The sequence below is a fragment of the Glaciecola sp. G7-5 genome (genome assembly GCF_055808975.1).
The window spans coordinates 1,181,100-1,208,088 of sequence record NZ_CM147892.1 but is presented as its reverse complement, the minus strand read 5'-3'; the positions used below and the strand labels follow the sequence as shown (position 1 = coordinate 1,208,088).

Here is a 26,989-nt window from a genome sequence, read left to right as displayed (position 1 = left end):
GATCAAAAAGATGCATTAGCTCAAACCGACACCAAATGATTGTACAACTTATCAGGAATCGCTTGCCCGAGCTCTAATTCCATACTAACTGCTTTTTTGCCGCCAACCATGACAGTTTTTTCACTACCTTTAATAACACGTAACTCACCTATGTAGTATCGCGCAGAACCTTCTGACCGTGCTTCCTTTCGGATAAATAATGGCACTCTCAGATTAGTTTTATCCTGCTCCAGCAATGCAAGTACCTCAGGGCTATTTAAAGAACGCTGATTTTTCGTCGTCCAATGAAAGCGTGTAGGGCTAACAAAATAGTCCTGGTATTGCGTTGTTTCCGAAATATCCTCACTTTTATCGTAATTAACAAAAATCGCTAAATCATTGGTTTTACGACTGTAAAAATAACCGCCTACATTTTGCGGATTAGGGTTTTTGTCCCAACCCAAAATTCGAAAGGTCTCTTTGTAGGTATATTTGGATCCCACGATAAAACCATCAACGTAGCGCCCTATCTCTCTTCGCGTTTCAAACTCAGCCAAGGCGTTATCGATCGCATCTTGTAGTAGTTGTTTTTGCTCAGAATTCATCGCTTTGAGATGTTTTCCCGCTGAGTGAACGGTGCCATCAGCCGAGCTTTGGACAACATCAAACTCCTCGTAACCTTTAGGTTGACCGTAGCTTAAATTTAGAACATTGAAAATAGCTTTAAATCTATTTGGTGATATATCAAAGCCCCACTTTGCAAGAGATGTTTTCTTTAGTAGCTCATAATCGATTTGACCATTAGATAGAAGAAACTGTAACGCTAATGGCTCAAAACCGTGGATACCGTCAAGCGCCTCATTTATCAGTAAGCCAAGTAGGGGGAAGCGTGTTTTTCCGAGTTCTGCTTCAGCGTATTGTTTATCGTACTTGCAAGCAAACTCGTACAAAGACTTTATATTTGTCTGACGGCAAAACAATAATGGCGACAAGTCGGCGTGTTGTCGAATCGACATTAGTGTAGGAAATGTGCCCGTTTTTGCTTTAACTAGGCTATATTCGGTTTTTAGTTCTCGAATGCCAATTTTGGGCGCAGTTTGTATCGCTTTAAAAATTCTCTCTTTCGCTATCCTATCAAATGAAATTGTACTCTCGCCGGGGAGTAGTGCTTCCTCACTGCGAAGCAAACGTCTCAGAGTGTCCTTGTTTCTGCTACGATCACCATACAAAGCAATGGGTATAAGGAAATTATTATCATAATTCCCCACAATATCGATGACCGTTAAGTATTCTTTGTTGTCTGCTTTTCGCAGCCCTCGACCCAGTTGTTGCACAAATACAATGGCAGACTGCGTAGGTCTAGCCATGATGATTTGATTCACACTCGGAATATCCACACCCTCATTAAAAATATCTACGGTAACAATGTAACTCAACAAACCTTCTTCTAATTGAGAAATCGCCGCTTGTTTCTGTGTTTCAGACGAATTACCAGATAGCGCAATTGCGCGTTCGCCATTTTTAACAAGAAACAAAGCAAACGCTTGTGCTTCATCCACTCTCGATAAAAAGCACAGTGCTTTTATCGGTGATTCATCGGTACCGAACTTACAAGAGTTATTGTAAATATGTTCGAACCGCCTAGTTTGCGTTAAGTCGCGGAAACTTAAGGTATCGTTATTGTCGTTTGTTAGATCCGCAATTCCAAAGTAATGAAATGGGCACAATATATCTGTGGCTAGTGCGTCTTGCAGTCGTATGTCGCACACAATGTTATTGTCAAAGATTTTAAAAATATTCTGGCTATCAGTACGCTCAGGGGTTGCTGTCATACCGAGTAGAAATTTAGGCTTAAAATGCGCTACTACTTTTTGATAAGACGCCGCTGACGCTCGATGTGTTTCATCAATAACGATATAGTCAAAACGGCGTGAGTCGAGGCGAGCAAGGTTTTCCTCACGGGCAATCGTTTGCACTGTGCCAAACAAAAAATCTGCATCCCAATCATCTGAATTTGCGCCAACTAAGCCAAAAGAGTATTGCCCTTTCAAAATTGTTTGATACGTTTCCATCGACTTCTTGGCAATGGTCGAGCGATGCACTAAAAACAAAGCCGACTTAGCCTTGGATTGTCGCACATCAAACGCAGACAACACTGTCTTTCCCGTTCCGGTGGCAGAGACAACAAGCCCTCTATTTTTACCAACATCGCGAGACCAGCGCAAATTTTTAAGGGCAGCCTTTTGTAAATCATTTGGCGTGAATGAGGGAAGTTGAACAACGCGTTCAATTACTTTCTTTTTGAGGCTTTCGTATTTAACAGTATAAGCGTGTAACACCCCTTTGTTTAGCGGTGTAGCATTAGTCCATATTCGTTCAAATTGCTCGCGTGCTTGGTTAACACGCTCAACGCCATCAGAGAACAGAAAATTAATTTCGTCATTTTTTGAAAGCGCGGCTTGGGTAATATTCGAGCTACCCACAAGGACTTGCGCATTTGCCGCTCCATTGAATAGATATAATTTGCCGTGGTATTGCGCACCTTGTAACAAGCGTACATTCACACCCTGCATTTTCATTAGCATTTCTAAGGCTGCGGGTTGGGTAAAATGTAAATAGTCAGAAGCTACAATTCGAGCATTACCGCCTTTCTCAACAAAGTCTGATAAAGCCTGAAACAAAGAGATCACGCCCGACTTGGTAATAAAAGCGACTGCAGAATCAAATTGAACTGCTGTGCTTAATGCTTGTTTAACTTCCGTAAGTACGCGCTTTTTAGCCAGCGGATTGTTGGTAACAAACTTATCGATCACCTGCTTTGTGGAGCTAGACTCAGCATATTGGTATGCTCGGCTTAACTCTTGAACTTGGTTGGCATTCTTATTTGACATTCTTAATTGGCATAGTTGTTTGGCATACTAGCGTAAATGTTGCCGTTGCAAGTAATCTACAGCAGGCTCGTCAGCAGGCAACCATTCGAGCTCTCGCAGGCGCGCAAAGGGTAAACATTGCAACTCAATATGCTCTGTCAAATTAACGATAGGCCCATCGCAGGTGCAGGCATAAAAATGAAGTTTTATGGCAAAATCAGGGTATTGATGTTCAACGCTTAGCAAATGTTCACCAACGCTTATGTTGGTCTGCAACTCTTCATCTATCTCGCGTTTGAGTGCATCTTCGTGTAGCTCGTTTGGCTCAATTTTACCACCGGGAAATTCATATTTAAAAGACAGGTAATCAAATTTTGCTTTGCCTTTTTTGAAGCAATAAATAAGTCCATCTTTTTCAATAATAGCGGCCACAACTTCAATCATTATTATCATCCTAATAATTAACAAACAGGCAGGCAATGCTGACTGAAACCAGGATACATATCCAATGTCCAAGCGACAAGGTCTTTATTGTTCTGCAAAGAAGATTCATATTCGCTTTTTATCAAAAAGTAGCCTAATCGATTACGGTGATGCATACTGATAAAAAACAGTTAGTTAAAAGAAACGCATGTCCAAAAACAACGAGTATTACGACACGCACGTTGAAGAGCTCAATGCGCAATACCTCGCCGTTAGCACCGAGGACGTTCATCATTCTTGGTTATCACTTCTTCAAAAATCTGGCCAAGCACTTGATGTGGGCACTGGCGTAGGCCGTGATGCCGCGTTTTTAGCACAACAGGGCTATAGCGTGACTGCTGTTGATGCATCAGAAAATATGCTTGAACAAGCGAAGGCGAACTTTACAGACCTACCCATTGATTGGTTTGTAGATACCTTACCAAAGCTCAATAGAGTAAGAGCGCTCGATATCAAATACGACCTCATTTTAGTCAGTGCTGTTTGGCAACATATCGCGCCTTCTCAAAGAAACGACGCAATAAGAATTTTAAGCAGACTATTAGCGCCTAATGGCAAGCTCGTTATCACGTTGCGCCATGGTGAATTTGCAGATAGCAGAACAGCATTTGCAGTTAGTAAAGATAAACTTAAAGATATCGCTCGTAAGTTAGGCTTAAAGTTTAGCGCGCCTGCTACAGCAGAGCTTGAGCCCGACTTATCAGGAAGAAAGGACGTCTCGTGGCAAACCGTAGTGCTGACTTTACCAGATGATGGCACGGGCGCTTTTCCCCTTATTCGTAATATTGTTATTAACGATGCTAAAGCCGCAACCTATAAAATGGCACTTATTCGCAGTGTGCTGCGCATAGCCGAGGGCCATGTAGGCGCAGTGGTTGAGCGCGAATCAACCGTTACAAAAATCGCTTTGCCGCTCGGCCTTGTAGCCATGTACTGGATAAAGTTGTTCAAACCATTAGTAGACACTTACAAAATGCCACAAAGCTCAGATCCGCAGAAGGGATTGGGTTTCGTTAAAGATAATGGGTGGCGAAAAATATGGGCGCTGTCGAATAACGATATTTTTATTGGGGCAATTCATACACAAAATGCAAAAGCACTGCATTCAACATTTTTGCACATCACTTCTACTATCAAAAACATGCCGGCAAAATACATCACCTTACCAGGTACAAAAACAGCGGTGTTTGATGTTGACCGAAAGTCGCCCAAAGCGCCAAAAGCTTCGTTGATGTTGGATTATGACTATTTAGTTAGCTTTGGTTTGTTTTATGTACCACGCGATATTTGGAACACGATATCTGACTTTAGTTGCTGGATTGAGCCTGCGTTGGTAAACGAATGGATACGTGTTATGCAGAGTTTCAAAACACAAGGCTCACAAAGTTTTAGTTTAGACGAGTACTTTGAAGCGCTTAAGTGGGAAGAGCAAACACGTTCTACAACAAAAGTACGTGAGCGTATAAAGGCAATGCAAACGCAGCAAGATGTTTTGTGTACATGGAGTAAGAAAAAGTTGCGCAAGTCATACGATATCGATCACGCCTTCCCTTTTGCACGCTGGCCTAGTAATGACCTGTGGAACTTAGTGCCTGCTACAAAAGAAACCAATCGAAGCAAATCAGATAAACTTGTGACCGAGCAACGATTAATACATTCAAAAGACGAACTTTTGTATTTTTGGATGCAAGCGTGGGATGAAGAACAAACGCTGTTCTTCTCACAGGCGAATTTGTCGTTACCTGAACTGCCAATCAACAATAGACAGTTTGACGATGTATTTGAAGCCATGCTGATGCAGCGTCAGCGAATAAAAGATACGCAACAGTTAGCGGATTTTTAGTGGGTTGAAGATTACCACGTGAATAGAATGCCTCTATAGTATACAAAAAGTTAATCTTAACGTTAACCTTTTGTAGATCTAATATCTACAATGATGTACATTAGGTTAACGATAAAATAACCTAGTGTATACCATGTGAAGGCATACAATGTAGAAGAAAAGCTCCTTGAGCTTCAATCATATACAAAGCACTCTCTTGTGACTACTGCACAATTTAGAATGTTATTTCCAGATTATCCAGATAATGCATTGAAAGTAAGATTGCATCAGTTGGTAAAAAAGCGCGTTCTAGAAAAGGTTTGTCGAGGTGTCTGGTCATTTCCAAAAAGTAGGTACTACGCTACAACAGATTTAAGATATTTACCTCACCTTCTAAGGCAAACAGATATTAATTACATTAGTCTGGAGTCAGTTTTAAGTAAGCACAGCATAATTAGTCAGCAGATGTTTGATTACCTAACGGTAATGACAACTGGTAGAAGCGGAAAATTTAGCACGCCTATGGGTACGTTAGAGTTGATCCATACTAAGCGAGATCCACTTAAATTGTTGAATGAAACCTTTCCTATTCAAGATGTACCCATTCGAGAAGCAACTATTGAGCGTGCATGGAACGATCTGAAAAATGTAGGTAGAAATATAAATATGGTCGACATCCAAGAACTAGAGAGCTCTATTGATGAGCAAAATAATCAGTTAGCGAAGGACGAAGTATGATCAATGTTAAGCGTCTGACAGAGCAAATCTGTCAATCAGATCCACAACTGACGTTATTAAAAACTACCGTTGAAAAAGAGTTACTACACTATGAAATCATCGCAACCATGGCGAAAAAGGGCTTTCTTAAAAAACTAACCTTTCAAGGTGGAACCTGCCTTAGGATGATGTATGGCTCTAACAGACTATCGGAAGACTTAGACTTTGCTGGCGGCCATGATTTTAATTTTGAACAGTTGCAAAGTCTTAAAGAGTGCCTCCATACTGAGTTAAGTAAAAAGCACAACCTAAAAATTAATGTGACTCAGCCTAATTTCGAAAAATTGAAGGAAAGAGAAAACGTTAAAGTTGGCCGCTGGAAAGTGTCTATTGAAACAGCACCGGAAAATAAAAGTGCCCCATGGCAGAAAATCAGATTAGAGGTTGCAACAGTAGCCGCTCATACATCTTCACTTCGGCCAATGATAAAGACTTACCAGCAAATGCCTGACGGATATCAAAGCATCTTAGTTAATTGTGAGTCACTAGAAGAAATTGCCGCGGATAAATTTGTTGCTTTGGCTCTTAGAAGAAGCATTAAAGCCAGGGACGTTTGGGACTTAACTTGGCTATTCCAACAAAAAGTAGAGGCGGATCCGCAATTAGTTATGAGTAAGTTTAATGATTACCAAAGTGAAAATGGTGTGGAGGCACTAGAATCTAGGCTTGTGGAGTTACCTCATTACATGGATTCGGGGGAGTTTGAGCGGGAAATGGAGCGATTTTTAATGGCATCGGTTGCGCAAACCAGTATTCATCAACAAGGATTTATTCATTACGTGAAAGATACAGTTTCCCGACAAGGGCGAAAACTTTTAGCAAATTTGGGTAATTCAATAAATACACATTTCAAAATGTAATCAATGAGGCAGAACTGAACTTGAAAATTAAACTTACAAGGGCGCAATACAGTGCATTACTCGATATATACGGGCCACCTGAAGCCGTTCATTATATGCTTATGACTGCCAATTTCGCTGACAACAAAGTTATTATTGACGGCACTGACGACGAATTTGAGGAATTGCTCAATATTATTTCTGAAGAAATTTGTGAAGGAAACTGTTCTCAAAAAGAGGCGAAGCAGCTACTCATGGTGTGTAAAAAAGTAGATCCGTCATCGTTAGATTGGATAGGTATGTAGTTTTAAAGGGATAGATATTAACAATTGCTAAGGCAATGCGCCTCATTTCAACACTAACGATACTACCCATATGGTCAATCATTAAGGTAGCCGTATTTAGCACATAAATCCGTTAGCCTCTTAAGTAGCGCATTACGATGACTATTTTTCTTTAAAAACGCCTGTAAACGTTGTTCAAATATATCGGTTGAGCCTTTGAAACTATATGCCTCATCCAACAGATATAGCTCGCTTGACGCTAGATCATACCCACTTGCACATCTGCGACTTGCTTGTTCTTGAACCAACAACCAAACACTATCTCGCTTTGAGTAAATTTCTGTGAGTGCGGCTTCTTTTTCCGCCTTTTCTATCGCTCGCCTTTGCGCCTCGGCGGCAGCCTGTTCTTGTTCAAATAGCGTTTCAGCTTGCTTGATATATGGCTTTATAGTTTCGGGTTTCAGCCAGTATTGATAAACATCTTTTTTATTCGTTTCACCTTTTCTAACCTCTGCCAGCGCTTGATAAGAGGTTAACTGCCCCTGTTCAAATACGATTTTTAACAGCTTATCCTTTTCTTGCAGCGTCAGGTTATTAAGCCAGTTGTCAATTTGAAATGTGTCTTGACTTGCTTGATGATGAGGGTTGTTCACCAAGACTAATGCCAGAGCCTTTGCCAACGCCGACGGAATTTCGAATAAATCAGCAAATGCCAATTGGGCTTTACTAAGGTGATTAAAGTCAAAGTTTATCAAAGGTAAGGCTGTAAGTTCTTCGTTGAACTCTATTTCGCTTAACCAAATAAAATACAATAGCCGCCAATCGCCTTGCAACAATTCGCTGCGAAGATCAGCCAAATTATTAAAGAAATCATCCGCATACTCGTTGTCAAAGTACTCGTAATATTCTTCTATCGAAAAGATTAATAGCTGCCATTGGGGCGTTTCCTGTATAGAAAAGCTATTAGCCTTCATTTGTAATATCTCATCAGGCACTACGCCCGCTGGCAGCTTAATATACACATCTATTGATCCCCAATCAGCATAATAGAGCCCAACATCAAAGTAATTGAGAACAAGCTCACTCGGGTCGGCTCGCAAACTACTGTAGTTGTAGTAAACTTGAAAAGAAGTCGCAGTTAGTTCGGCACGACTTGACGTGTTACTGAGCGCTTGACGCTCCTTATTGTCTAGTTGTCCATCTAGGCGTTCAAATCGATAATATTGGTATTCACTCATAACAAGGTGTTTTTAATCCTTAGCTGATGCTTTCAAGTAATTAGCTATTTTGCTCACACAAGTGAGAGTACGCTCTGTAATTACTTCTCCTATATGCATATCAAAAAGCTCGTTCGCTTCTTTGAGCGTGCGAGCTAGGGCGGATTCTACATTCGCTTCCAAAAACGCCAAAATTACCAATGTTTGCTCCTTATCTATGCCTTGCTTCTTTCCATGCTCAGGCCAGTGCCGGGCCTGAATATTGTTCCATTTGTAGTGCGTGTTCTTGCTGTGGACTTTCATCGCCATCTTTATTTTCTGTGGCTGAATGTTTCCTTGACCGAAATACGGGTAGGCGCTCAACACGTCATAAAAAGGCGTAAGTCGGTATCCATCTTTATTAAGGGCTATACTGAAGTTTTTTCCGTGTCCGTCAATAGCAGCAAGTAACCAAAACACGATCTGCACCTTCAAAAACGCCAGCCTATCATCAAATGCGTTTTGTGATCCCGACAGCAACCCCATTACCTGCTGGGAACTCGGGCCACCGCTCTCCTCGTATTTCGAGCCACTAACTTTCCCTAAAGCCTGACAAATATCTTCTTGGGGAAGTCGAAGAATATTATCCACCCCTAACCTGCGGTCAAAACGCTCTATTATCAGCACTTTTTGGTCCTCAAATTGCGCGATCTCACTCGTGGCCACATTCATTCCCAATTGTTGCATGAATGCTTGGCAGAACCATTCGTTGTCTACGCTTGAAGATAGATCTATCCCCATACTCGCATGATGTAGAATAGGGGGTTTGAATATGTGTGTAGTTGGGGTTGAGCCGTGTGGCCGACACCACTTACCTTCCCAATGTGTTAGCGCTGTTTTTTCCTGAGCGCCTGCGATAGAGATTCTAAAGTCATCATCGCTGTCCATACCCAACATTTTTTCAAGACGAGCTTTTCTTATAACTTGAGCTACCTCAGCCTCTGACAAAGGCGTGAGCGAAAGCCTAGACATTTCTCCAGTGACAGGCGTGGTGGTAAAAGTGAGCGCACCAGCGCAGTCTTTGCCAACCTTAGCTAACAAATCGAATGGCTTGTCACTACCTGCACCAAGTCGGTCCTTCATGTTTTTTCTAATTGCGTCTGCATCGGGCAATAAATTGTCAAAGTAAGCATGAACGGCGTCATCAGATATTTCTGACTCTTGCATAGGCAGACTCAAGGATATTGCGCGGGCTCCATTAATACTTAACCATTGTGTGTCGTACTTAAAGCTCATGCGTCCTTTTTTCAAGTACAGCTCTCCTACCGGATATCCATTCATAGAGCAGTAAAGAGTTCGCGTATGTGATTTTCGCCCCATTAGAAATCCAGCCCTGGTTTTCCGAGAGTTTCTGAAGACACTTTTATATTGTTGGATTGTTTGTCAAGGTTAACGTTTAGGTCTAACGCTGCACATAGCTTGATAAGCATATCGATAGTGATTTTTTCGGGCTTCGTTTCCCAGTTAGAGATATCCTTTTGAAACACACCAAGTCGCTGTGCCAATTTAGCCTGAGTCCAATTGCGGGATTTACGACTGTCTTTGATAATAGCGCCCAAGTCTTTTGACGTGTTAATTTTCATTACTACCTCGTGTAATACGTATCTGCACAAATTCGTTATTCTACGTGTAGCATAAAGCACAAATATACCGAATTCAGGATAAACTCACATTATACCTAAATGAGTATAAAAGCAATTTATACTAAATTCAGTATACGTGTTCTGACTTGCTATCTATTACGATTACCCTTACCTTCCTTACTCTTGAATTTTCCGAAGCCTAGGTCCTAATAAATGCACGTATCCATAGAAGGATTTATTCTTACAGCGCGTAGCATTGAGCGCCATGGAAAAACCTACATTGAATGCTGGACCTTAACCAAAAACGGTGTAGTAAAGGCGACATCGAGCTTGCAGCAAGGGCTCTTTTTTGTATTGCAAAATGACTCGGCTAAGGCGACTAACTTACTTACTGCTAATGGAATTGAGCATAAGTATAAACCACTAGCCTTAAAGACCTTTGAGCATAACGCAGTTGGAGGTCTATATTTTGACCGTAATAACTCACTCTACAGAGCAAAAACACTACTCAAGCAAGCTCAGATTATTTGTTTTGAAGATGACATACGTCCAGTTGCTCGTTATTTTATGGAGCGTTTTGTTTATGGCTCCGCCCTCTTTTCTGGCATACAAGTTGCCGGCAATTATAGACATTTAGAACTCAGCAACAGCCAGTGCAAACCAAGTCAATTTGTACCAACGTTTACTTTATTATCTATTGATATCGAATGTAGTGAACAAGGTGAATTGTTCTCTATTGGCCTCGCTAACGAAACCTTTAAAAGTGTATTAATGATTGGAGAGCATCAGGACGTTGATGACTACATTTATTGGGTTAATGATGAAAAAGCGCTGTTGCAGCAGTTTGTCGTTCAAGTCAATCGACTCGATCCAGACATAATAATTGGCTGGAACGTGGTCAACTTTGATTTTCGCTTGTTAATTAAACGTGCCGCGTTGCATGGCGTAGAACTGTCATTAGGCCGTGACAACCAACCTATTGCATGGCGAGATGCTAGAAATGAAGTGAATCAAGGATTCGTATCCATGTCGGGCAGAGTTGTGGTTGATGGTATTGATGCACTGAAAACAGCAACATATCAGTTTGATAGTTTTAGCTTAGAAAACGTTGCTCAAACCTTATTAGGAAAAGGGAAAGATACACAAAACGTAGATGATAGGCTTGCCCAAATCGAGCATGACTTTCAGCACGATAAAGTTAAGTTGGCCAAATACAATCTGCAAGACTGCCAGCTAGTACTGGAAATCTTTGCGCACACAAAAGTACTCGATTTTTTAACGTTACGCAGCCAGCTAACGGGTCTTGAGCTCGACCGAATGGGCGGCTCAGTAGCAGCGTTTATTAATTTATACTTACCCAAATTGCATAGAGCTGGCTATGTCTCACCTAATCGCCCTAGGGATGGTGGTTTAGCAAGTCCAGGCGGATATGTGATGAGTTCAAAGCCAGGGTTGTACCAGCACGTTTTAGTGTTGGACTTTAAGAGCCTTTATCCATCCATTATTAGAACCTTTAAGATTGACCCACTGGGCTTAGTGGAAGGCTTAGCGTCACCCGAGGACGCCATTGAGGGCTATAAAGGCGCCAAATTCAGTAGAGACAAACACTTTTTGCCTGACATTATCAAGTCACTCTGGCAACAGCGCGACGAGGCAAAGAAAAACAAAGACGCAGCTCGCAGTCAGGCGATAAAAATTCTGATGAATTCGTTTTATGGGGTATTAGGCTCCGGAGGCTGCCCGTTTTACGATACGCGTTTAGCAAGCTCAATTACTTTGCGTGGCCATGACATTATGCAAACCACAGCCAAATGGATTGAGCAAGCGGGTTACGAGGTCATATATGGCGATACCGACTCGACCTTCGTGTGGTTAAACGGGCAATATACAAACCAACAAGCAATTGACATCGGTCGGTCACTGGCGATTGACATCAATAAAAAATGGCAAGATAACATACAACAAACACATCACCTCGATTGTGATTTAGAAATTGAGTTTGAAACCCATTTTAGTCAGTTTCTAATGCCGACTATCCGAGGTTCGGAATTGGGCAGTAAAAAACGTTATGCCGGCTTAAAAACGAGCAAAGATGGCGACAAGCTGATATTCAAAGGTTTAGAAACAGTGCGTTCAGACTGGACACAACTTGCGAAAAACTTTCAACTTAAATTATACCAAATGGTGTTTGCCGGAGAAAACGTACAAGAATATGTGCTTAAAACCATTAAAGACACGCGCTCAGGTATGCTTGATGAGCAGCTCATTTACAGAAAACGTATTCGCCGCAGATTAGATTTGTACGTAAAAAACATCCCCCTCATGTTAGGGCCGCTAGATTGGCCGATAAGCAAAACGAAGCATTAAATAAACCGCTCAAGTATCAGCACAAAGGTTGGATTTCGTATGTTATTACTATCAATGGCCCCGAGCCACTAGAATACCTGAGCAGTAAAATCGACTATGACCATTACGTTGAAAAACAAATCAAACCTATCGCTGAGGGAATATTACCTTTCATAAATTTGTGTTTTGAAGATATGGCCAGCCAGCAGATGGGTTTGTTTTAGTCGTTTTTTTCTACGTATAGGTGTGATTGCCTGGGTGCTTACGCTTTGATAAATCGCTTGTAACGCTCGTCATAGTGATAGGGTAGAGACTCATTAATGCGAATGCGCTGTGAGTCTTTGTGAGAGGGGTTGATTAGGTAATTGTATTCGTGCGGGACAATCGCTGACGGCACCTTTAGGTAGCTGTATCGGTTATCCTCCAAAAATGTATCGCCAAGCGCCTGAGTTTGGGATTGAAAGATATTATCTATCGTGTCCCATTCGTCAGGTAAAGTAGAGGCAGTATAGTGCTGGTAATCAATATCATCAGGAATGTAAATACTCATCATGACCAGTGATGGCACATTGATAGATTGCTCATGCACAAACCTTTCAAGAACAGACAAAGAGCGAGAGCTAGCGGTATAAACGATAGGTCGCCCTTGTGAGTGCCAGCGACCATCGCTGTAAAGGCCACCAGCACCATCAAGCGACGGGAATCTCCTACTGGCAAGGCGAAAGACTTCCACTTAGGCTGTCATGCCGTATTCGAGTTTAACAATGGTGTTTTCGACGCGGCGAATACCCATAATGGTGTCGCATATCTCAAATGGCGCTTTGTCGCCCAGCGACATATTTTTATGGTGAAACCATTCTCGCGCTTTTTCTTCGCTCTCAAAATAGTCGACGGCTTTCAAAAAAGCATGTGTCACAAGCAATGCGCGTTCGGTCGAATTTTTATTCAATGAAGCTCTTAAAGCATCCGGCACATTTGGTTTAAAACCCCTCACTGGTTGGCCTATAGTAAGACCCATAGGGCGAAGAGACTTAACATCTTCGGTTTTAGCTATTTGATTAAGTCGCCTCACACTCGTATCCAACACCTTAGCGACTTCTTGCTTACTGGCACCAAGCAACGTCATCATATTATTAATGGCATGGATAGGGAGACCTTCGCTAACGATAGTGTCATACGACGGTGTATTAGGTAGCGAGATCAGCGTAAGCGCTTCATATTCTTTGGCGACTTGCATAGTGGTATCCTCTAATAACAATGTATCTAATATACCAGATTATCGACAAATAAGAAATAATGCTAAATTTAAAGGCACTATTTCCTTTAGAAAAGTAGATAAGCAGTTTGCCCCCGACTAAAAAGCAGGGCCATTTAGAGCTATTGTTCGTAGTAAATGCAATCTCGATGCTCGTCCTCTGACATCGCGGCGAATACGTCACCATGCTTCTTTCCTAAATTTTCAATTTCCTATCATTTAGCCCTAGAATCGGCAAACAAGAACTGATAATGCATGATTTATGAATGCTATTCGACCCACCTTCGGAAGTGGGAATTAAGTGGTCTAGATGACCTGTTCTTGAGGCCTTTCCGATCGATACTCCGCAATACGCGCAATGAGAATCAAAATACTCCCAAAGTTCATCTTCTTCTCTCTTTAAAGGATGGGGATCACAGATTGCACCAAGGCTTCTTTTGATCTTACTCTTTGCCATCGAGGGCGTATCTTTTGCCATTCAGTCTCCAAACTTTTCATTATCAGTGGCAAGTTGCATCCGGCGGCTAATTCAACCACAACATCTCATCAGGTACGAATAAAAGAGACGAACGAAAGTGATCCATAGAAGATTTTTTTCTTCATCAGCAATTTATGCGCGCTGACATTCCCCCTTTATTCGGGCTGCCTTTTAACAATTCGGTGTGGGAAGCTGGTCACATAATACCGAAAAATAGAGATGATCAGTTCCTGTTTGTTACATTAAATAAACAAGGAAGAAACCTAGAACAGCAATACCACGACAAATTTGTAGATGCCAAAACTCTAAAATGGCAAAGCCAAGCATCAACCAAAGTAGAAAGCAAGAAAGGTCAGGCAATCATTAACCATCAGAAAGTTCACTTATTTGTCCGTAAAAATAAACTACATCGTGGAAAGGCTGCCCCTTTCTTTTATCTTGGTTTGGTTACCTATAAATCACATATAGGTGAAAAACCGATGGACGTAGTTTGGAATTTGGAAGTACCACTATCAGAACAATTATTAGAGTTTTTTAGTTTTTAACCTAAGAATGGCGCTCCCGGCGCTATTTGAACGCGTGAAACTAGGGCTTCGATGTGTGGTAGTTTTTGGTGAATCTATTTATTAGGTCACATTAGCACTAAAAAAGTATCTGATCCCATAACGAAATATTAATAAGCCTCTAGTATAAAAGTTATATTTTATGCACTCTTTGCCCAAACAACACAGTGTGTTGGTAAATTTAGCATAGAATGGAACATACACGTTGTTAGCAAAGAAACCAAAAATTACATTCCCAATAATCGCGCTGGTTTGTGTAATAAACACTCTTTTGGTTCTTAATTATGGTAGAGATAAATTCTTATTCAGCGATTCGATAAATCAAATTCTGACACAGATAAACGGCTCACTGCGGGAAACAATTAACCCGCGAGATACTACCGAAGCAGAAATAGTAATGGCGACGGGAAAACAAAAATCTCAAGCCAAAATAAATCAAAACAATGTATACCGTCAATTAGACGAAACATCTGAGACTGTTGCACGTCATCACTTTTATGAACTTCAAACAGTTAGTGAAGCTTGTGCTTCACCAATTAACATAAGCAAGCAAAAGGCTATATATCAATGGCAAGACGAAAATGGAATCACGACTATTAGCGACAAATCACGGCAAGTATTCGGTAACACGCCCGTTACTCTGATTGGCAGTATTCAGCCCGAAATGATATCCATTAACTACCATTATTCATCAACTAGCATGCGCCTGCGTAACACGATAAATGCACGCGTCATGAAGGCGAGTGAAATGTTTGTACACGTTGTTCCTAAACATCTCGTTCAACCGGTTCGAGTTGATTTTAGGCTGTTTAATAAAATAGCTTTGTATAAAAGTTACCAAAAACGTGTGGCACCAAATTTAGCAAATAGTTTAGGATTTTACATGGGAGCTACCAATGAATCAGTGGTAATGATGCATTCAGAAGCCCAAGGTATAAATACTGCTGTGCATGAAGCAATGCACGCAATTAACCGCCACTGGTTTGGTAGCATGAGTAAGTGGTTAAATGAGGGCATAGCTGAATACGCCGAGACAGATTTAAGTTTACCGATAACAAGCAGTCCTTGGTTTTCTCTATTGAGTAAACAACCCTCTATACCTTTAAACCAACTATTTCAAGTTAACGAAAAGGAATGGCGCAGCCAAAGTCAAAAAATGTATGCGACGAGCTGGGCATTTATTGCATATTTAATGCAACGTCAACCTACCCTACTTTCTCGATTATTGATGGAAGAAAATTATAACGCGTGCGCTAAAGTAAGTATAAAAGACATAGAAAGAATTTCAGGAAAGACGGTAGTGCATTTACAAAGGGAGTTTGATCGCTGGTTTAATTTAATTACCAAATAATGATTCTTCGGCTTCGGAGTGTGGTATTTTTTTGAGTATATAAGAGGGTTTTATTTGGGATTATTTGGGGTTTTGACACACTACTCAATGTAACCTATTGAAATAAATAGTTATTAACGAAATCGTTTTGTGCCATTTTACACCGTTTAGATTTGTCACCATTTCACTCAATCTAAGTTTTTATACACAATTTAAAATCGTTATTAGTAAGTTTTGTCACAATTAATTCTATAATTTAAACATAAATGTTTATGTATTTTGATACAACTTTATTTTGTGATTAGCTTCCTTTCAGCACCAAAACAAACATTAACTATACTTCAGTACCCCAATGGAATTTAATCTCGGTCAGATAACGACAATCAAGACCTAAAGAATAATCCACTTTGAATTTGTATGGGTTTCTCGCTTCACTAGTGTCTATAGGAACTAGACTAAAATAGTGAGCCCAATTTAATTCGGCTCGCACTGTTGTCTAAATTCTAAATCCTTGATAATAAGCCTTTTTAACCCTCTCCTAAAATCAGAATAGCCTAAAGAGAGTTCAAATCATCTTTTCTAACCACACGCGATATTTAAACAAAATCGTGGCGCTCGAATGGACTAAGAAGAGTTACGTCCACAATTTGGTATACATAAATGAGAATCGGTACTTGTCACTCAAATTCGATAAGTTGGTAGCGCCCTTTAGCGAATTGCGTTACTTTCGTTTAGTGGGAGTTGCGTATTCTGGCGAATGTGAATACCAATTCTGCGCTGAACGTGAACACCTAAATTCTCCGCATTGAGCTAGTAGGGTTTTTACCCCAAGTGTTCACCTTAAGTCAACTCTGAACGTATTTTTCGCATAGATTCTCCCTTTAAATTAATTCGATGAGCGTTGTGCATTAGTCGATCTAATATTGCATCAGCAAGCGTATTGTCGCCAATGGATTGATACCATTCATCAGTGGGTAATTGACTGATGATAACGGTGGATGTGCTGCCGTTTCTGTCATCCATTATTTCCATCAGGTCGTTGCGTTGTGCTGGTTTCAGTGGCTCTAGTCCCCAGTCATCGAGTATCAACATGTCAATTTTAGCCAGTTGGTTTAGCATTTTTGTGTAAGTGCCATCAGCTTTTGCTTGGGTCAGCGATATCAAGAGTCGTGATAGTCGGTAGTATTTTGCACTGTAACCTTTGCTACAGGCAGTGTGCGCGGCAGCGCACGCCAAGTATGTTTTTCCGCTCCCGCAGGGGCCGGTAAGTAATAGGTTTTGATGTTTACTCACCCATTCACAATTTAATAGTGATGCCATCTGAGACTGCTTAAGGCCTCGTGGCTGCGTGTAATCAATATCTTGTGCATTGGCATGTATTTTCAGTTTAGCTGCTTTGAGTAGCCGTTCTTGCTTGCGTATTTCGCGCTCATGTTGTTCGCTGTCGGCCATCATGGCAATACGCTCTTCGAAGCTAAGATTATCGTAATTGCCAGGTTGCTCGGTTTGCAGTTGCAAGGCAGCGGCCATGCCGTTGAGTCGTAGTTGACGCAATTGATTTAAGGTTTGGTTGATCATGTTTTTATCCTGTTAGTGGAAGCTTTGTGGGCCACGGATATTTTCGTGAGTTTGTGGCAAGGTGGACGTCACTTCAGTCGTGTCTTGATGCAAGTTATCTTGGTTACTCAGTAAAATATCCTTAATTTGTTTGACGCGATAAAGCCCGTGTTGATTAGCGATCGCGCAGGCTTTATTTAGACGACTGTGTGGGTATTTTTTGCCTAGACTTAACATACCTAAACAGACTCTAAACGCTTGCTCTTTATGCGCCTTACGGTGGAATTGAGTTTCTACCCAATCGAGACAAGCTGGACCAACATTCTTAGCCCAGTTGACCAATTTGGATTGGTCCCATTTGTGGTAGATTTCATGTTGTTTAGGCATATGTGCCGGTGTAGTCGTCATACCGCGCCGATATTGCCTCGCATGATTGGCGACTAAATTATTGTGGAAGTACAGTTCAATCATGTTGAATTTAGCGTGTAAATGGATACGCTCACCGACTAAGTGATGCGGCACTGAGTACAAGTGGTCGTCATATTGCACGTGATAATCTATATTAACTTTCACGGGTTTGATGTCGGTATACTCGTAAGGATGTTTAGGAAGCGGACGTAGATTGGGCTTATCAATGGCCTCGAACCAATCTTTCCGACTCCCTTTTAAGTGTTTAGAGTGGCGATTATTCACATCTTCTAATAAGGCTTTAATTGTTTGATTAAGCTCGGCTAACGAGAAGAATGTGATACGTCTTACCCTTGCTAATATCCAACGTTCAATAATTTGAACGCCTACTTCAGCTTTCGATTTATCTTTCGGCCGCTTAGGTCTGGCTGGAATTATCGCCACACCGTAATGCGCCGCCATTTGCTGATAAGTCGGATTGAGATCGGGATCGTAATTACACGCTCTTGTCACCCCGCTTTTTAAGTTGTCAGGGACCACTACTTGGGGCAAACCATCTAAAAACGTAAAGCATCTTGCATGGCTTTGCACCCAATCGGATAGCGTTTGCGTGTAAGTCGCTTCGGCATAGGTGTAATTGGAAGCGCCCATGACGGCGACGAATATCTGTGCGGTTCTCACTTCGCCACTGGAGCCACTGACTATAGGTATGGTTTGACCCGCATAATCCACAAACAGTTTTTCACCTGCTTTGTGAATTTGACGCATTGAACGTTTCTGCTTGCGTGTCCACACTAAATAATGGTGACAGAACTGAGCGTAGCCGTAGCTGCGGGTAGGATATTGTTCCGCGTGCTCTTCCCATAACAGATACCGCGTCACCCCCTTTGCCATCAATTCTTTGTGCACCGAATGCCAGTCCGGTATTTCGAATTCGGTGGATATTCGCGTGTCAGCATTTGGGTAGAATAATCTGGCAAGCTCACTATCGTCTAACGCTGAAACAGCGGAAAAATCTAACTCTAAAGCCTGTGCCTTTTTCAGTATTTTAGACACCGATCCTACACTTATTCTTAGGCTGCGATGGATCTGTCTTATGCTGAGGTCAGATTGCAACTTCAGCCTCAATATATCTCTAAGTTTGCGCATTGTTAATCTCTGTGCTGGCATACCTGCTCCTAAAAAACAAAAGGGACAGGTTAGCAATTAATTAATCAATGCGGGGAATGGATTCTGGAATGTGAACACTCATTCTGGAAGCTACGCTAAATTGTTCACGTTGAAGCCAGAATTACTGTTCACGCTTATCCAGAAATGGTGTTCACGTTCGTCCAGAATATGTGTTCACGTAGAGCCAGAATATGCAGGAGTCATTGACCTTTAATGCCTCGACTATACTTGACGTTCAAATTAGTTGATTAGAATGCCCAACAGAAAATGTCAATAAAACTTGACGGGCTTGTTTTTTTTGGTTATTTTTTGACATACAAAATCTTGTAGAGGATTTAGAAGTTCCTTGAATTAACAGCCACCAGTTAATGCGATTTAAGGAAGAAATGCGTAACAAACAGATAAAACCTCCCTTTGATTATGAAGCCTCATTGCTGATTCTGAAGAGTTCACCCTTTCTTAGTAACCATGCTAAAAATTTAAAAGATTCAACGATTTTTATTAATCAGTTGACAAGAACATATCTTTTGTCCTTGTTTGCGATGACTCTTTCTTTAGATAATACATTTATTAAGTTATATAACATGGCCTCTTGCGAGAGAGTCTTCAGACTTATTAATTTTTTCAACAAAAGCGAAATTTAAAAAAGAATCCATTTGCTTCGTCAGCCTAAAAAATTGAGTTGCTATTTTGGATAGACGTTGTTTGTTTAGAAAACGACCTATAATTTATTTGGAATCTAAAATGAAACTAATTTTAATATCTTTGCTCATAGTATTTGTAAATGCATGCGCGTCACCATTAGGAACTATCTCAGTTCATTCAGTGAATAGTGAACGTAAACTTGAATCACCCCTAATAAGGTCATCCGAATTAGTTAGCAATCCAGATACAATATTTAAAACTGAAGAAGATGGGGGCGTCGACGGGGAGGATGTCTTCGCTATATACCTTACTGACTCTTATCTCAAGTATCTGAAAGATTTTGGTGGTATAAATGAAGTCTTAATAGTCGTAGAATTCACGGAAGCTGTAACAGGCACAGCGAGTGATACAGTCACAAAAATTCTTGGTCCTTATAATAATATTGCTGACGCTACTAGAGCGCCTCTATTAAACAAAGTTCTTTATGGGCCAAAGAAGATGGAAAGCGACTTACTTACAATGAACATCAAAATTTATGAATATGACCTAGAAGAAAGTGATAACAACGCAGCAATGCTAGAATTTATAGCCGGATCTGCTTCAACATTAGCGCTAGCTGACCCGGTCACACTTGGCGAAATTAAGATCGCTAAGGAAATCGCACAAACACTTATAAAAACAAACGAAAACGATATTGTAATCAATATGGATCTTGACTTTGTAGCTGGTAACTCTAAATATAAAAGTTATACAAATTCTAGAGTATTACCACTAAAAGATGGTGAACTAGTCCTTGTGAAACAAGAAGCATGCCGCATGGGTACATGCTATGACTATTTTAGTAAGGGTGGTTGGAGCATACCTGCATTAGTAACTGATACTGTCATGTTTTTACCAACAGCAATTGTCAGAGGCACTTCTGATGTACCCGATGGTGATGCTCTTGAGGAGTTTAAACAGGGTAAAATTTCTGTTTTATCTGACGGACTTCGAACTGGCGCCGCAACTGACGAAAAAGCATTTGTTAAGAAAACATGGCTTCGCTTAAGTATTGTAAAAGGTGGCGACTCCTCGCTATGGAGTGCAAGGAAAGCCCTGTATCCGGCCGAAGATGAATTGAACAAGTTACTAAGAAATCCTAATTCTTTAACTATGCAGAATATGAAACTATTCACAGAGCGTTTATCTATTGCTCAAGAAAAGCTCTCTTACTCTAACGCAAAAATAAAACTTACATCAAAGACCAGTTCCAATGGCATACACTTCATAGATATTACTGCTAACGACAGTACTTTGTGCATAGATCATAGTGATGTTGTCAATTTAGATACCGCAAACTCAAGTATCCTCAACTTGACTGGTGTTACCTCTTCTTTGTTAAGTAGATCAAAATTATCATCATGTTTTAAAATCGTCGGTAGCTTTGTAGCCGGACAAGGACTGTTTCAATCCGTATACACAGCAAACAATAAAATTAATTCAGTGTTTTTTCCAGTAGTAATAGTAGCACCAATAGATAACACAGGTTTTACTTCGACCTGCTCTTTAGATGGGCTAAACAGTTACAGAATAAAATTGAACACGACTACAGAAAAAGCAAATTTAGTCAATAAAGTATCGATTGGAGCTAATAATATAGGTTTTACTAAAGATACAGGTCAAATTTCACTAACATCCAGCGTGAAAAACCCATCGATAAAATTAGAGGGGGTTCTGGGTGGATCGTCAGTAATAAGTGTAAGTAATTGTCCTTAGGACAAGGTACATATTACGCTGAGCATTTACCACATTAATTACAGGAAGCTATATATAAAAAATTTTTATTTTTGGAATCGCTTTTTCAATCCTTTTCTTTTCCAATCATCTAACTGCGGAAATTAGCGAGGATTCTGCGATAGCATTATCTGGTGGGGCAAGTCTTGGCGTTTACGAAGCGGGAATTAATCATGTATTGTTAAAAAAGATGAAATCGAGCGACAAAGAGACTTCTAACTGTAGCATAAAAGTTGTCACAGGATCTGATTAACCTGCTAATAATATTCAGAGTTTCTAATTTTAGAATAAAACATGCAAATCTACATAAGTAAAATATTTGGATAGCACATAGTGAATACAACTAGTAATTAGGATGAGCAATGATAACAGCAATAAAGCCACATTTAGTCGTAACAGCCCTGCTAATTATATTGTCAGGCTGTTCGTCAATACATACCATTAAAGACCTTACTGAGCGAAATGGGCGCGTTTCAGATTACTCTCTAGATGATAAAACGAGGTTATTCAAAACAGAAATTTCTCAGGGCGCCAATTACTCTTTAGGCATAAGTCTTTCTGGAGGAGGTGTCCGCTCATCTACTTTTTCAGTTGGTGCGCTGGCAGGCCTGTTCGATAATAACGTGCTTCAACAAGCCGATTTTATATCAACGGTTTCGGGCGGTGGCTACGCTGGGTATTGGTATATCAATAACTTGTATTACGCTGATGAACACAAAGTTCCGTTTTCGTATAGCATGCTATTTGACGATTGCTATCCAAACTCTGACATTCCTATTTTTAAAGACACGGAAAATAAGTTTTATGATGCATGTGGGTCCCAAAACAACCGATTCTCATACCAGTACCGCTTTCAAAATCATTTAAACCAACAAGGTGACATCTTATTTTATTTTCAAGATGGTATTGACTACGCACTCGCTTATAGGGGCATCGAATGGACTACATACATCGCTACTCATGCGCTAAGCTTAGTGCCACATCACATTGGAAATACCCTGTTTGATTGGGGGGTTAATCAATCTGGAATGAAAGGGATTTACCGAATAGGTCTTGAGAGAACGTTTGGTCAGGTTCCAACAGATTTGTCTTATTCATCTGTTCGAAATAAAACGTTTGTTAACGATTCTGGACTACCGCTATTAAATAATATTGGAGTAAAAGAACTTACATTTGCTGACCTTGAGTCTTTTACAAAAGACAACTGGTCGAAATGCAGCAAATTGCAGAGTAAACAAGGAGTATGTAGTCGTACCCCTTTATGGATCATTAACAGCACTTCTGGTGTATTTAACTCGGTCTACTGGATGAATAGTGCAAAACCCAAGATCGCTGAATCGATATTTGAAATCACACCTTTCGGGTTTGGCTCAGGTGAATATGGTTATGCAAGTGAAGCTTTTGATGATTTTATTGTTTCAAAGGCAGTAGCCGTCTCGGGAGCAGCTTTAGATACTCAAATGTTTAGTAACGAAAATAACATTTTTTGGAGGAACCTTGGGGCTGGTGGATTGCATCTTTTGAATCTATCATTAGGAGAAAGTATTCCTAATTACAACCCTAAAGCGTCAAACCGAACGCTCCATGCTCTACTTCCTTGGCCCCTTTACTATCTTGATGGGTTCGAGAAAAATAGTGAATCTACAGACATTTATCTTAGTGACGGCGGGCATAGTGAAAATTTAGGTGCTTATTCACTAATTGTTCGAGGGGTTAATAATATAGTTATTATTGATACAGAGCAGTTGGATGTTGACGGAACTGGCTATGGCGAGTTAGTAGCTTTGAATAGTCTAATTAAAAAACTTGAGCACGAACATGGACTGACATTGAAGTTTGATGGGCTGCCTAAAAAACTCAATCCATATAGTGCTGAGGAAAATATATTCGTTGGCGAAGTAACCGGATATGCTGATGGCTTCGTTTCTGGAAATGGCAAGGTAAAAGTAGTTTATGTAAGAGCTTCGATTAGATCTGATCTTCTTTCACCTGATTGTGATGTTGAAGGAAAACAGAATGAGCTTTACCCTTGTTCAGTCTATAAACATTTTGTTAACAATAACCTAAAAATAAATACTGACAATAGCTGCCAGGCTATAATCACTCAATCAAACTTTTTTCCAAACCACACCACAGGAATGCTTGATGCGAACTCTTCGCAATCTGTCTTTTTCGCATACAGAGATTTAGCACGTCACATTACAAGGAGAATAACATATGAAGATGGGGAACTTTCTGTGAAATCAAATGAATTATCATTTAAACCTCGCCAAATAGAATGCAAATAAAATTCAACATTAATCCGTCTTATTTATGCTTTGGGGTGCACCGTTTACTTTAAGCAGGTGGCCCTATATTTGTATTACTTAAGAAAGCGACGTAAGGACTCGTACATACTAATTAGCTAACGTGCTGTCGTCAAAAAAATGAGTCTATAAGATGCAAAAGTCTAAAGTAATCGGTATCGATCTCGCAAAAATGTTATTCGAGTTTGTCTTATCAACAAGGATGGCGAGCTAATATTAAACAACGATAGAGAATAAGGGTAAGCGTCTAGCGATACCACCAAGTCAGTTGCTTGGCTCCATGGCAGCAGTGTATCTACCCCAGAGTCACCTTGGCTAATGCACGTGATAGACAAAATAATGCATGGCGAGAATGACCCCGAGAAACTTGCACCATGGAATGTCACATTAAGCTAGTGTGTGAACTTCCCTAATATCGTGCTGTATGACTACAATATGAGTCGCGCAGGCCAGTGCGCGGTGGATTACCTGCGAGGTTACTTAGGCTATCTACAAGTTGATGGCTATGCTGGCTATGAGCAAACTCAAACCACATTAGTGGGCTGCTGGGTACATGCCAGGCGCAAATTCACAGAAGCCAAGACCGCACAAGGCAAAAAACCAAGCGGCAAAGCAGACTGGGCGCTTAATCATATTCAAAAGCTATATCGCATAGAAATCCTGATTAAAGATAAATCCATTGATGAGCGCTATGCCATTCGCCAAGAAAAAGCATTACCGCTACTCGCTCAATTTAAAACATGGTTAATTAAATCAGAGCAATCCGTCTTACCCAAAACAAAGCTGGGCGAGGCGGTGATGTATTGCTTAAATCAATGGGATAAACTCACCGTTTACCCATGCGATGGCCGATTAAGTATCGACAACAACCGTGCAGAGAGAGCGATAAAACCGTTCGTGATTGGCAGAAATTGGTTGTTTAGCAACACTGCAAAAGGCGCTGACGCCAGCGCTATACTCTACAGCATGATTGAAACTGCAAAAGCGAACGGACTGACGCCGTTCGACTACTTGATGTATGTGCTGACGCACATTAGCCAAGATGACGAAGAGGTCCATAAACTGCTACACATGGAACCAAGCAGCGGACTAGGTGGTATCGCTAGACGCTTACGAATAATTTTTAAAGAATATATATTCAAAATGATCAAGTAAGTGCGCTATTGCGTCTCACCACTCGAAATGGTTCTTACGGGCCTTATTCCAATGTTGTTTTCGTTCTTGCCATCATTCTTGAAGGAGTGTGTATAATCAGATTTCAGAAGGTGCAATTTCGTTTGATAACACCCCCATTAGTCGAAAGGTACCGCCAGAGGCACTCGCCAATTCGAAGACATTTCCTACTAAATCAAATAAGCCTTCTATAGATCGGCCCTTTGGAAACAATCCAACATCTATAGGGTGTTGCGCTATTCTTCCACATTTGTCGAAATACAAGTGTGCGTGTTCTTTTAAATCTGGACTGCATTCTCCCCACGGCCAATTTTGTTCTTCGAAATGAGCAAGTTTTCGCCATTCTTCAACTGTTGGCAACCTCCATTCCTCTCCTTCCCTAGGAAAATGCTTGTTCACTGCTTCGAGGATAGTATCTATCTGGTGCTCCTTTCCAAGAGTATATGGATATAGTCGCGTTTTACTGAGCAGTTTATCATTTTGTAGAAATATTCCTACTTGATGATTAGTTAGGAGATATTGAAATACTTCTAGCTCGTCGATACAGATTGTACAAACTTCTTTGTCCTCTACAGCAACGGCTGGATGATTTAGATGGTTAGCTAAAATTCTAGAAACATTTTTTCTGACTGGATACTCTAAATTCACCATATCCAAATTTGCCAAATATTTATTAAATATTTTTTGGAAGTAAGGCTCTTCGTTGAAAGATTCTTGGACTTTTGTCAAAAGCTGATAAGTGTCTGTTCGTGAAGCTGAAAGCAAAATATCATTTAAAACCTCATCGAACAAAACATCAGGGTACATTTTGATCACCGATAAAATATTTATTAACTTTTCATTGCTTTCCTCACTTTTGTTTAAGTGACATATGGCGTCGATATAGCTTTTTTTCGTTCCTGTTTTTCTATATTTACTTTTCCCAACAACTACATTTATGGGGGCTAAATCTAAAGCATTACAGATGTTTCTTTGGATTCCAAATTTATCTTTACTGTCTTCATTTGGAAGTGGTTCAAACTTGGCTCCGGCGTAACTTCTAAATTCAATCCCATTTAAATCTTTTTGCGATTCAACTGTAAGGGTCTCGATTTCAAAAATTTGATATATCAATTCAGGAATTTGAGAATAATTTTCGATGTATAAAGGATAAACGCCCAATTCTCTGAACAATTGCGGCTCTATAGTCTTGTGATTTTCGGCACTCAAGATTGCATAAGACATTTTACAACCGAAATTGCCGTAGCGTTTAAGCGCCTCATTCATGTAAAGATCAGTTAAACTGCATCCGATAAACAGAGGTATTTTAGAGCTACTAGTTAGAAAAGCCAATTTCCCGTAACCTTCCTCGTAAGCCGCGACATAATCTTCGGAAGACATTATCCAAGTATTTGGATCAACTATAGTTCCATGGAGTTTCAATAGCTTTGCATCGTTGTCTTCTACAAACCTTTCTATATTTGCTCCTTGATTTCCAGCTAAGACCTGACCATTTAAAAACGGTGAGCCAATTAACGCTTTGGTATTTTCTAATGCACAATCAAGATTCAGAGTGATAATTTTGTTAATCGGGGCCTTAGCTAACGCAAGCAATGTCTTTGTTGTTACTGAAGGAATAAGATTAAGTTGGCGTCTAATGCTTGCCGTAAAGGTTATGTCACCTAATTCCTTTTGCATCTCTGACATTCTTCCAATCAGATCGGAAGATTTAAAATTGTATACATTCTGATTTCTTTCAGTGACTTCATCTCTTAGGGCATCAACCAAAGTAGTCCAATTAGGAAGGCCTAAAGGTACTGAAACGCCAGCCCCTAAGACAGGAACAATACTATTTCGGTTTTCGTAAAGTCTCTCCAACAATTCACTGTTAGACATTTGCAATCCATATATTTAGTCAATAGCCAATTGACATTATTCTAAATTATACTGTCAGAAGCAATGATCATTGAATCGCCACTAGTTTACTAGACGCCTCTTAGTTAAATACACCAACACTTGTACACACTAGTAATCGTTAAAGCTTGACCATACGATGGATCAGCCAATTTCACAACTTGTGAAACGCAACCTGTGAAATGGCTTTTCGTATTAA

The 26,989-nt window shown here is 40.4% G+C and carries 18 protein-coding genes and 2 pseudogenes; 10 read left to right on the top strand and 10 right to left on the bottom strand.

Annotated elements, in window-relative coordinates; genetic code table 11:
• Nucleotides 1-20: 20 nt before the first annotated feature.
• Nucleotides 21-2,870, bottom strand: a complete 2,850-nt coding sequence (locus AC0L6H_RS05310; protein ID WP_473393020.1) for a DUF3427 domain-containing protein — start codon at nucleotides 2,868-2,870, stop codon at nucleotides 21-23.
• Nucleotides 2,871-2,897: 27 nt separating this feature from the next.
• Nucleotides 2,898-3,293 carry a (deoxy)nucleoside triphosphate pyrophosphohydrolase gene (locus AC0L6H_RS05305; RefSeq protein ID WP_473393018.1) on the bottom strand — a complete coding sequence of 132 codons (396 nt, stop codon included), beginning with the start codon at nucleotides 3,291-3,293 and terminating at the stop codon, nucleotides 2,898-2,900.
• A gap of 187 nt (nucleotides 3,294-3,480) precedes the next feature.
• Between AC0L6H_RS05305 and AC0L6H_RS05300 the strand changes: the two genes are divergently transcribed.
• The 4 genes from AC0L6H_RS05300 (at nucleotide 3,481) to AC0L6H_RS05285 (ending at nucleotide 7,075) form a co-directional block, all read left to right on the top strand.
• Nucleotides 3,481-5,175, top strand: a complete 1,695-nt coding sequence (locus tag AC0L6H_RS05300) for a methyltransferase domain-containing protein (RefSeq protein ID WP_473393016.1) — start codon at nucleotides 3,481-3,483, stop codon at nucleotides 5,173-5,175.
• Nucleotides 5,176-5,310: 135 nt separating this feature from the next.
• Nucleotides 5,311-5,892, top strand: coding sequence for a type IV toxin-antitoxin system AbiEi family antitoxin (gene abiEi, locus AC0L6H_RS05295; protein WP_473393014.1), 582 nt, complete (start codon nucleotides 5,311-5,313; stop codon nucleotides 5,890-5,892).
• Nucleotides 5,889-6,791, top strand: coding sequence for a nucleotidyl transferase AbiEii/AbiGii toxin family protein (locus AC0L6H_RS05290; RefSeq protein ID WP_473393013.1), 903 nt, complete (start codon nucleotides 5,889-5,891; stop codon nucleotides 6,789-6,791). Before abiEi ends, AC0L6H_RS05290 begins: the two co-directional genes overlap by 4 nt.
• Nucleotides 6,792-6,811: 20 nt before the next feature.
• On the top strand, nucleotides 6,812-7,075 hold the full coding sequence (locus tag AC0L6H_RS05285; RefSeq protein ID WP_473393012.1) for a hypothetical protein: 264 nt from the start codon (nucleotides 6,812-6,814) through the stop codon (nucleotides 7,073-7,075).
• 74 nt (nucleotides 7,076-7,149) lie between these two features.
• On the opposite strand, the gene AC0L6H_RS05280 is transcribed toward AC0L6H_RS05285, so the two are convergent.
• From AC0L6H_RS05280 to AC0L6H_RS05270, 3 genes are read right to left on the bottom strand one after another with little or no spacing between them, the layout of a single operon-like run.
• The gene (locus AC0L6H_RS05280; protein ID WP_473393011.1) at nucleotides 7,150-8,292 is read right to left on the bottom strand and encodes a hypothetical protein; all 1,143 of its coding nucleotides are present in this window, start codon (nucleotides 8,290-8,292) and stop codon (nucleotides 7,150-7,152) included.
• Between the two features lie 12 nt (nucleotides 8,293-8,304).
• A complete protein-coding gene (locus AC0L6H_RS05275; protein WP_473394466.1) occupies nucleotides 8,305-9,591 on the bottom strand; it encodes a type II toxin-antitoxin system HipA family toxin in 1,287 nt (428 codons plus the stop codon).
• A 38-nt stretch (nucleotides 9,592-9,629) separates the two neighbouring features.
• Nucleotides 9,630-9,893, bottom strand: coding sequence for a helix-turn-helix domain-containing protein (locus AC0L6H_RS05270; protein WP_473393009.1), 264 nt, complete (start codon nucleotides 9,891-9,893; stop codon nucleotides 9,630-9,632).
• Between the two features lie 213 nt (nucleotides 9,894-10,106).
• On the opposite strand from AC0L6H_RS05270, the pseudogene AC0L6H_RS05265 reads away from it, so the two are divergent.
• Nucleotides 10,107-12,463: pseudogene (locus AC0L6H_RS05265) on the top strand (DNA polymerase II).
• Between the two features lie 38 nt (nucleotides 12,464-12,501).
• Here AC0L6H_RS05265 and AC0L6H_RS05260 read toward each other — a convergent pair.
• Together AC0L6H_RS05260 and AC0L6H_RS05255 are read right to left on the bottom strand one after the other, a co-directional pair.
• Nucleotides 12,502-12,972, bottom strand: a complete 471-nt coding sequence (locus AC0L6H_RS05260; protein ID WP_473393008.1) for an RES family NAD+ phosphorylase — start codon at nucleotides 12,970-12,972, stop codon at nucleotides 12,502-12,504.
• Complete coding sequence (locus tag AC0L6H_RS05255; protein ID WP_473393007.1) at nucleotides 12,973-13,476, bottom strand: antitoxin Xre/MbcA/ParS toxin-binding domain-containing protein; 504 nt, start codon at nucleotides 13,474-13,476, stop codon at nucleotides 12,973-12,975.
• A 600-nt stretch (nucleotides 13,477-14,076) separates the two neighbouring features.
• Between AC0L6H_RS05255 and AC0L6H_RS05250 the strand changes: the two genes are divergently transcribed.
• Together AC0L6H_RS05250 and AC0L6H_RS05245 are read left to right on the top strand one after the other, a co-directional pair.
• Complete coding sequence (locus tag AC0L6H_RS05250) at nucleotides 14,077-14,517, top strand: DUF3427 domain-containing protein (RefSeq protein ID WP_473394465.1); 441 nt, start codon at nucleotides 14,077-14,079, stop codon at nucleotides 14,515-14,517.
• 415 nt (nucleotides 14,518-14,932) lie between these two features.
• Nucleotides 14,933-15,886, top strand: coding sequence for a hypothetical protein (locus AC0L6H_RS05245; protein ID WP_473393006.1), 954 nt, complete (start codon nucleotides 14,933-14,935; stop codon nucleotides 15,884-15,886).
• Nucleotides 15,887-16,705: 819 nt separating this feature from the next.
• Here AC0L6H_RS05245 and istB read toward each other — a convergent pair.
• Nucleotides 16,706-17,443, bottom strand: coding sequence for an IS21-like element helper ATPase IstB (gene istB / locus AC0L6H_RS05240; RefSeq protein ID WP_473393005.1), 738 nt, complete (start codon nucleotides 17,441-17,443; stop codon nucleotides 16,706-16,708).
• Between the two features lie 12 nt (nucleotides 17,444-17,455).
• Nucleotides 17,456-19,000, bottom strand: coding sequence for an IS21 family transposase (gene istA / locus AC0L6H_RS05235; protein WP_473393003.1), 1,545 nt, complete (start codon nucleotides 18,998-19,000; stop codon nucleotides 17,456-17,458).
• Nucleotides 19,001-19,744: 744 nt separating this feature from the next.
• Between istA and AC0L6H_RS05230 the strand changes: the two genes are divergently transcribed.
• The 3 genes and pseudogenes from AC0L6H_RS05230 to tnpC form a co-directional block, all read left to right on the top strand.
• Nucleotides 19,745-21,400 carry a hypothetical protein gene (locus AC0L6H_RS05230; RefSeq protein ID WP_473393002.1) on the top strand — a complete coding sequence of 552 codons (1,656 nt, stop codon included), beginning with the start codon at nucleotides 19,745-19,747 and terminating at the stop codon, nucleotides 21,398-21,400.
• Between the two features lie 380 nt (nucleotides 21,401-21,780).
• The gene (locus AC0L6H_RS05225) at nucleotides 21,781-23,706 is read left to right on the top strand and encodes a hypothetical protein (RefSeq protein WP_473393001.1); all 1,926 of its coding nucleotides are present in this window, start codon (nucleotides 21,781-21,783) and stop codon (nucleotides 23,704-23,706) included.
• Nucleotides 23,707-24,132: 426 nt separating this feature from the next.
• Nucleotides 24,133-24,792, top strand: a pseudogene (gene tnpC, locus AC0L6H_RS05220) (IS66 family transposase); the annotation flags it as partial.
• A 183-nt stretch (nucleotides 24,793-24,975) separates the two neighbouring features.
• Here the strand turns inward: tnpC and AC0L6H_RS05215 are convergent.
• Nucleotides 24,976-26,772, bottom strand: coding sequence for an SIR2 family protein (locus AC0L6H_RS05215; RefSeq protein WP_473392999.1), 1,797 nt, complete (start codon nucleotides 26,770-26,772; stop codon nucleotides 24,976-24,978).
• Nucleotides 26,773-26,989 lie beyond the last annotated feature (217 nt).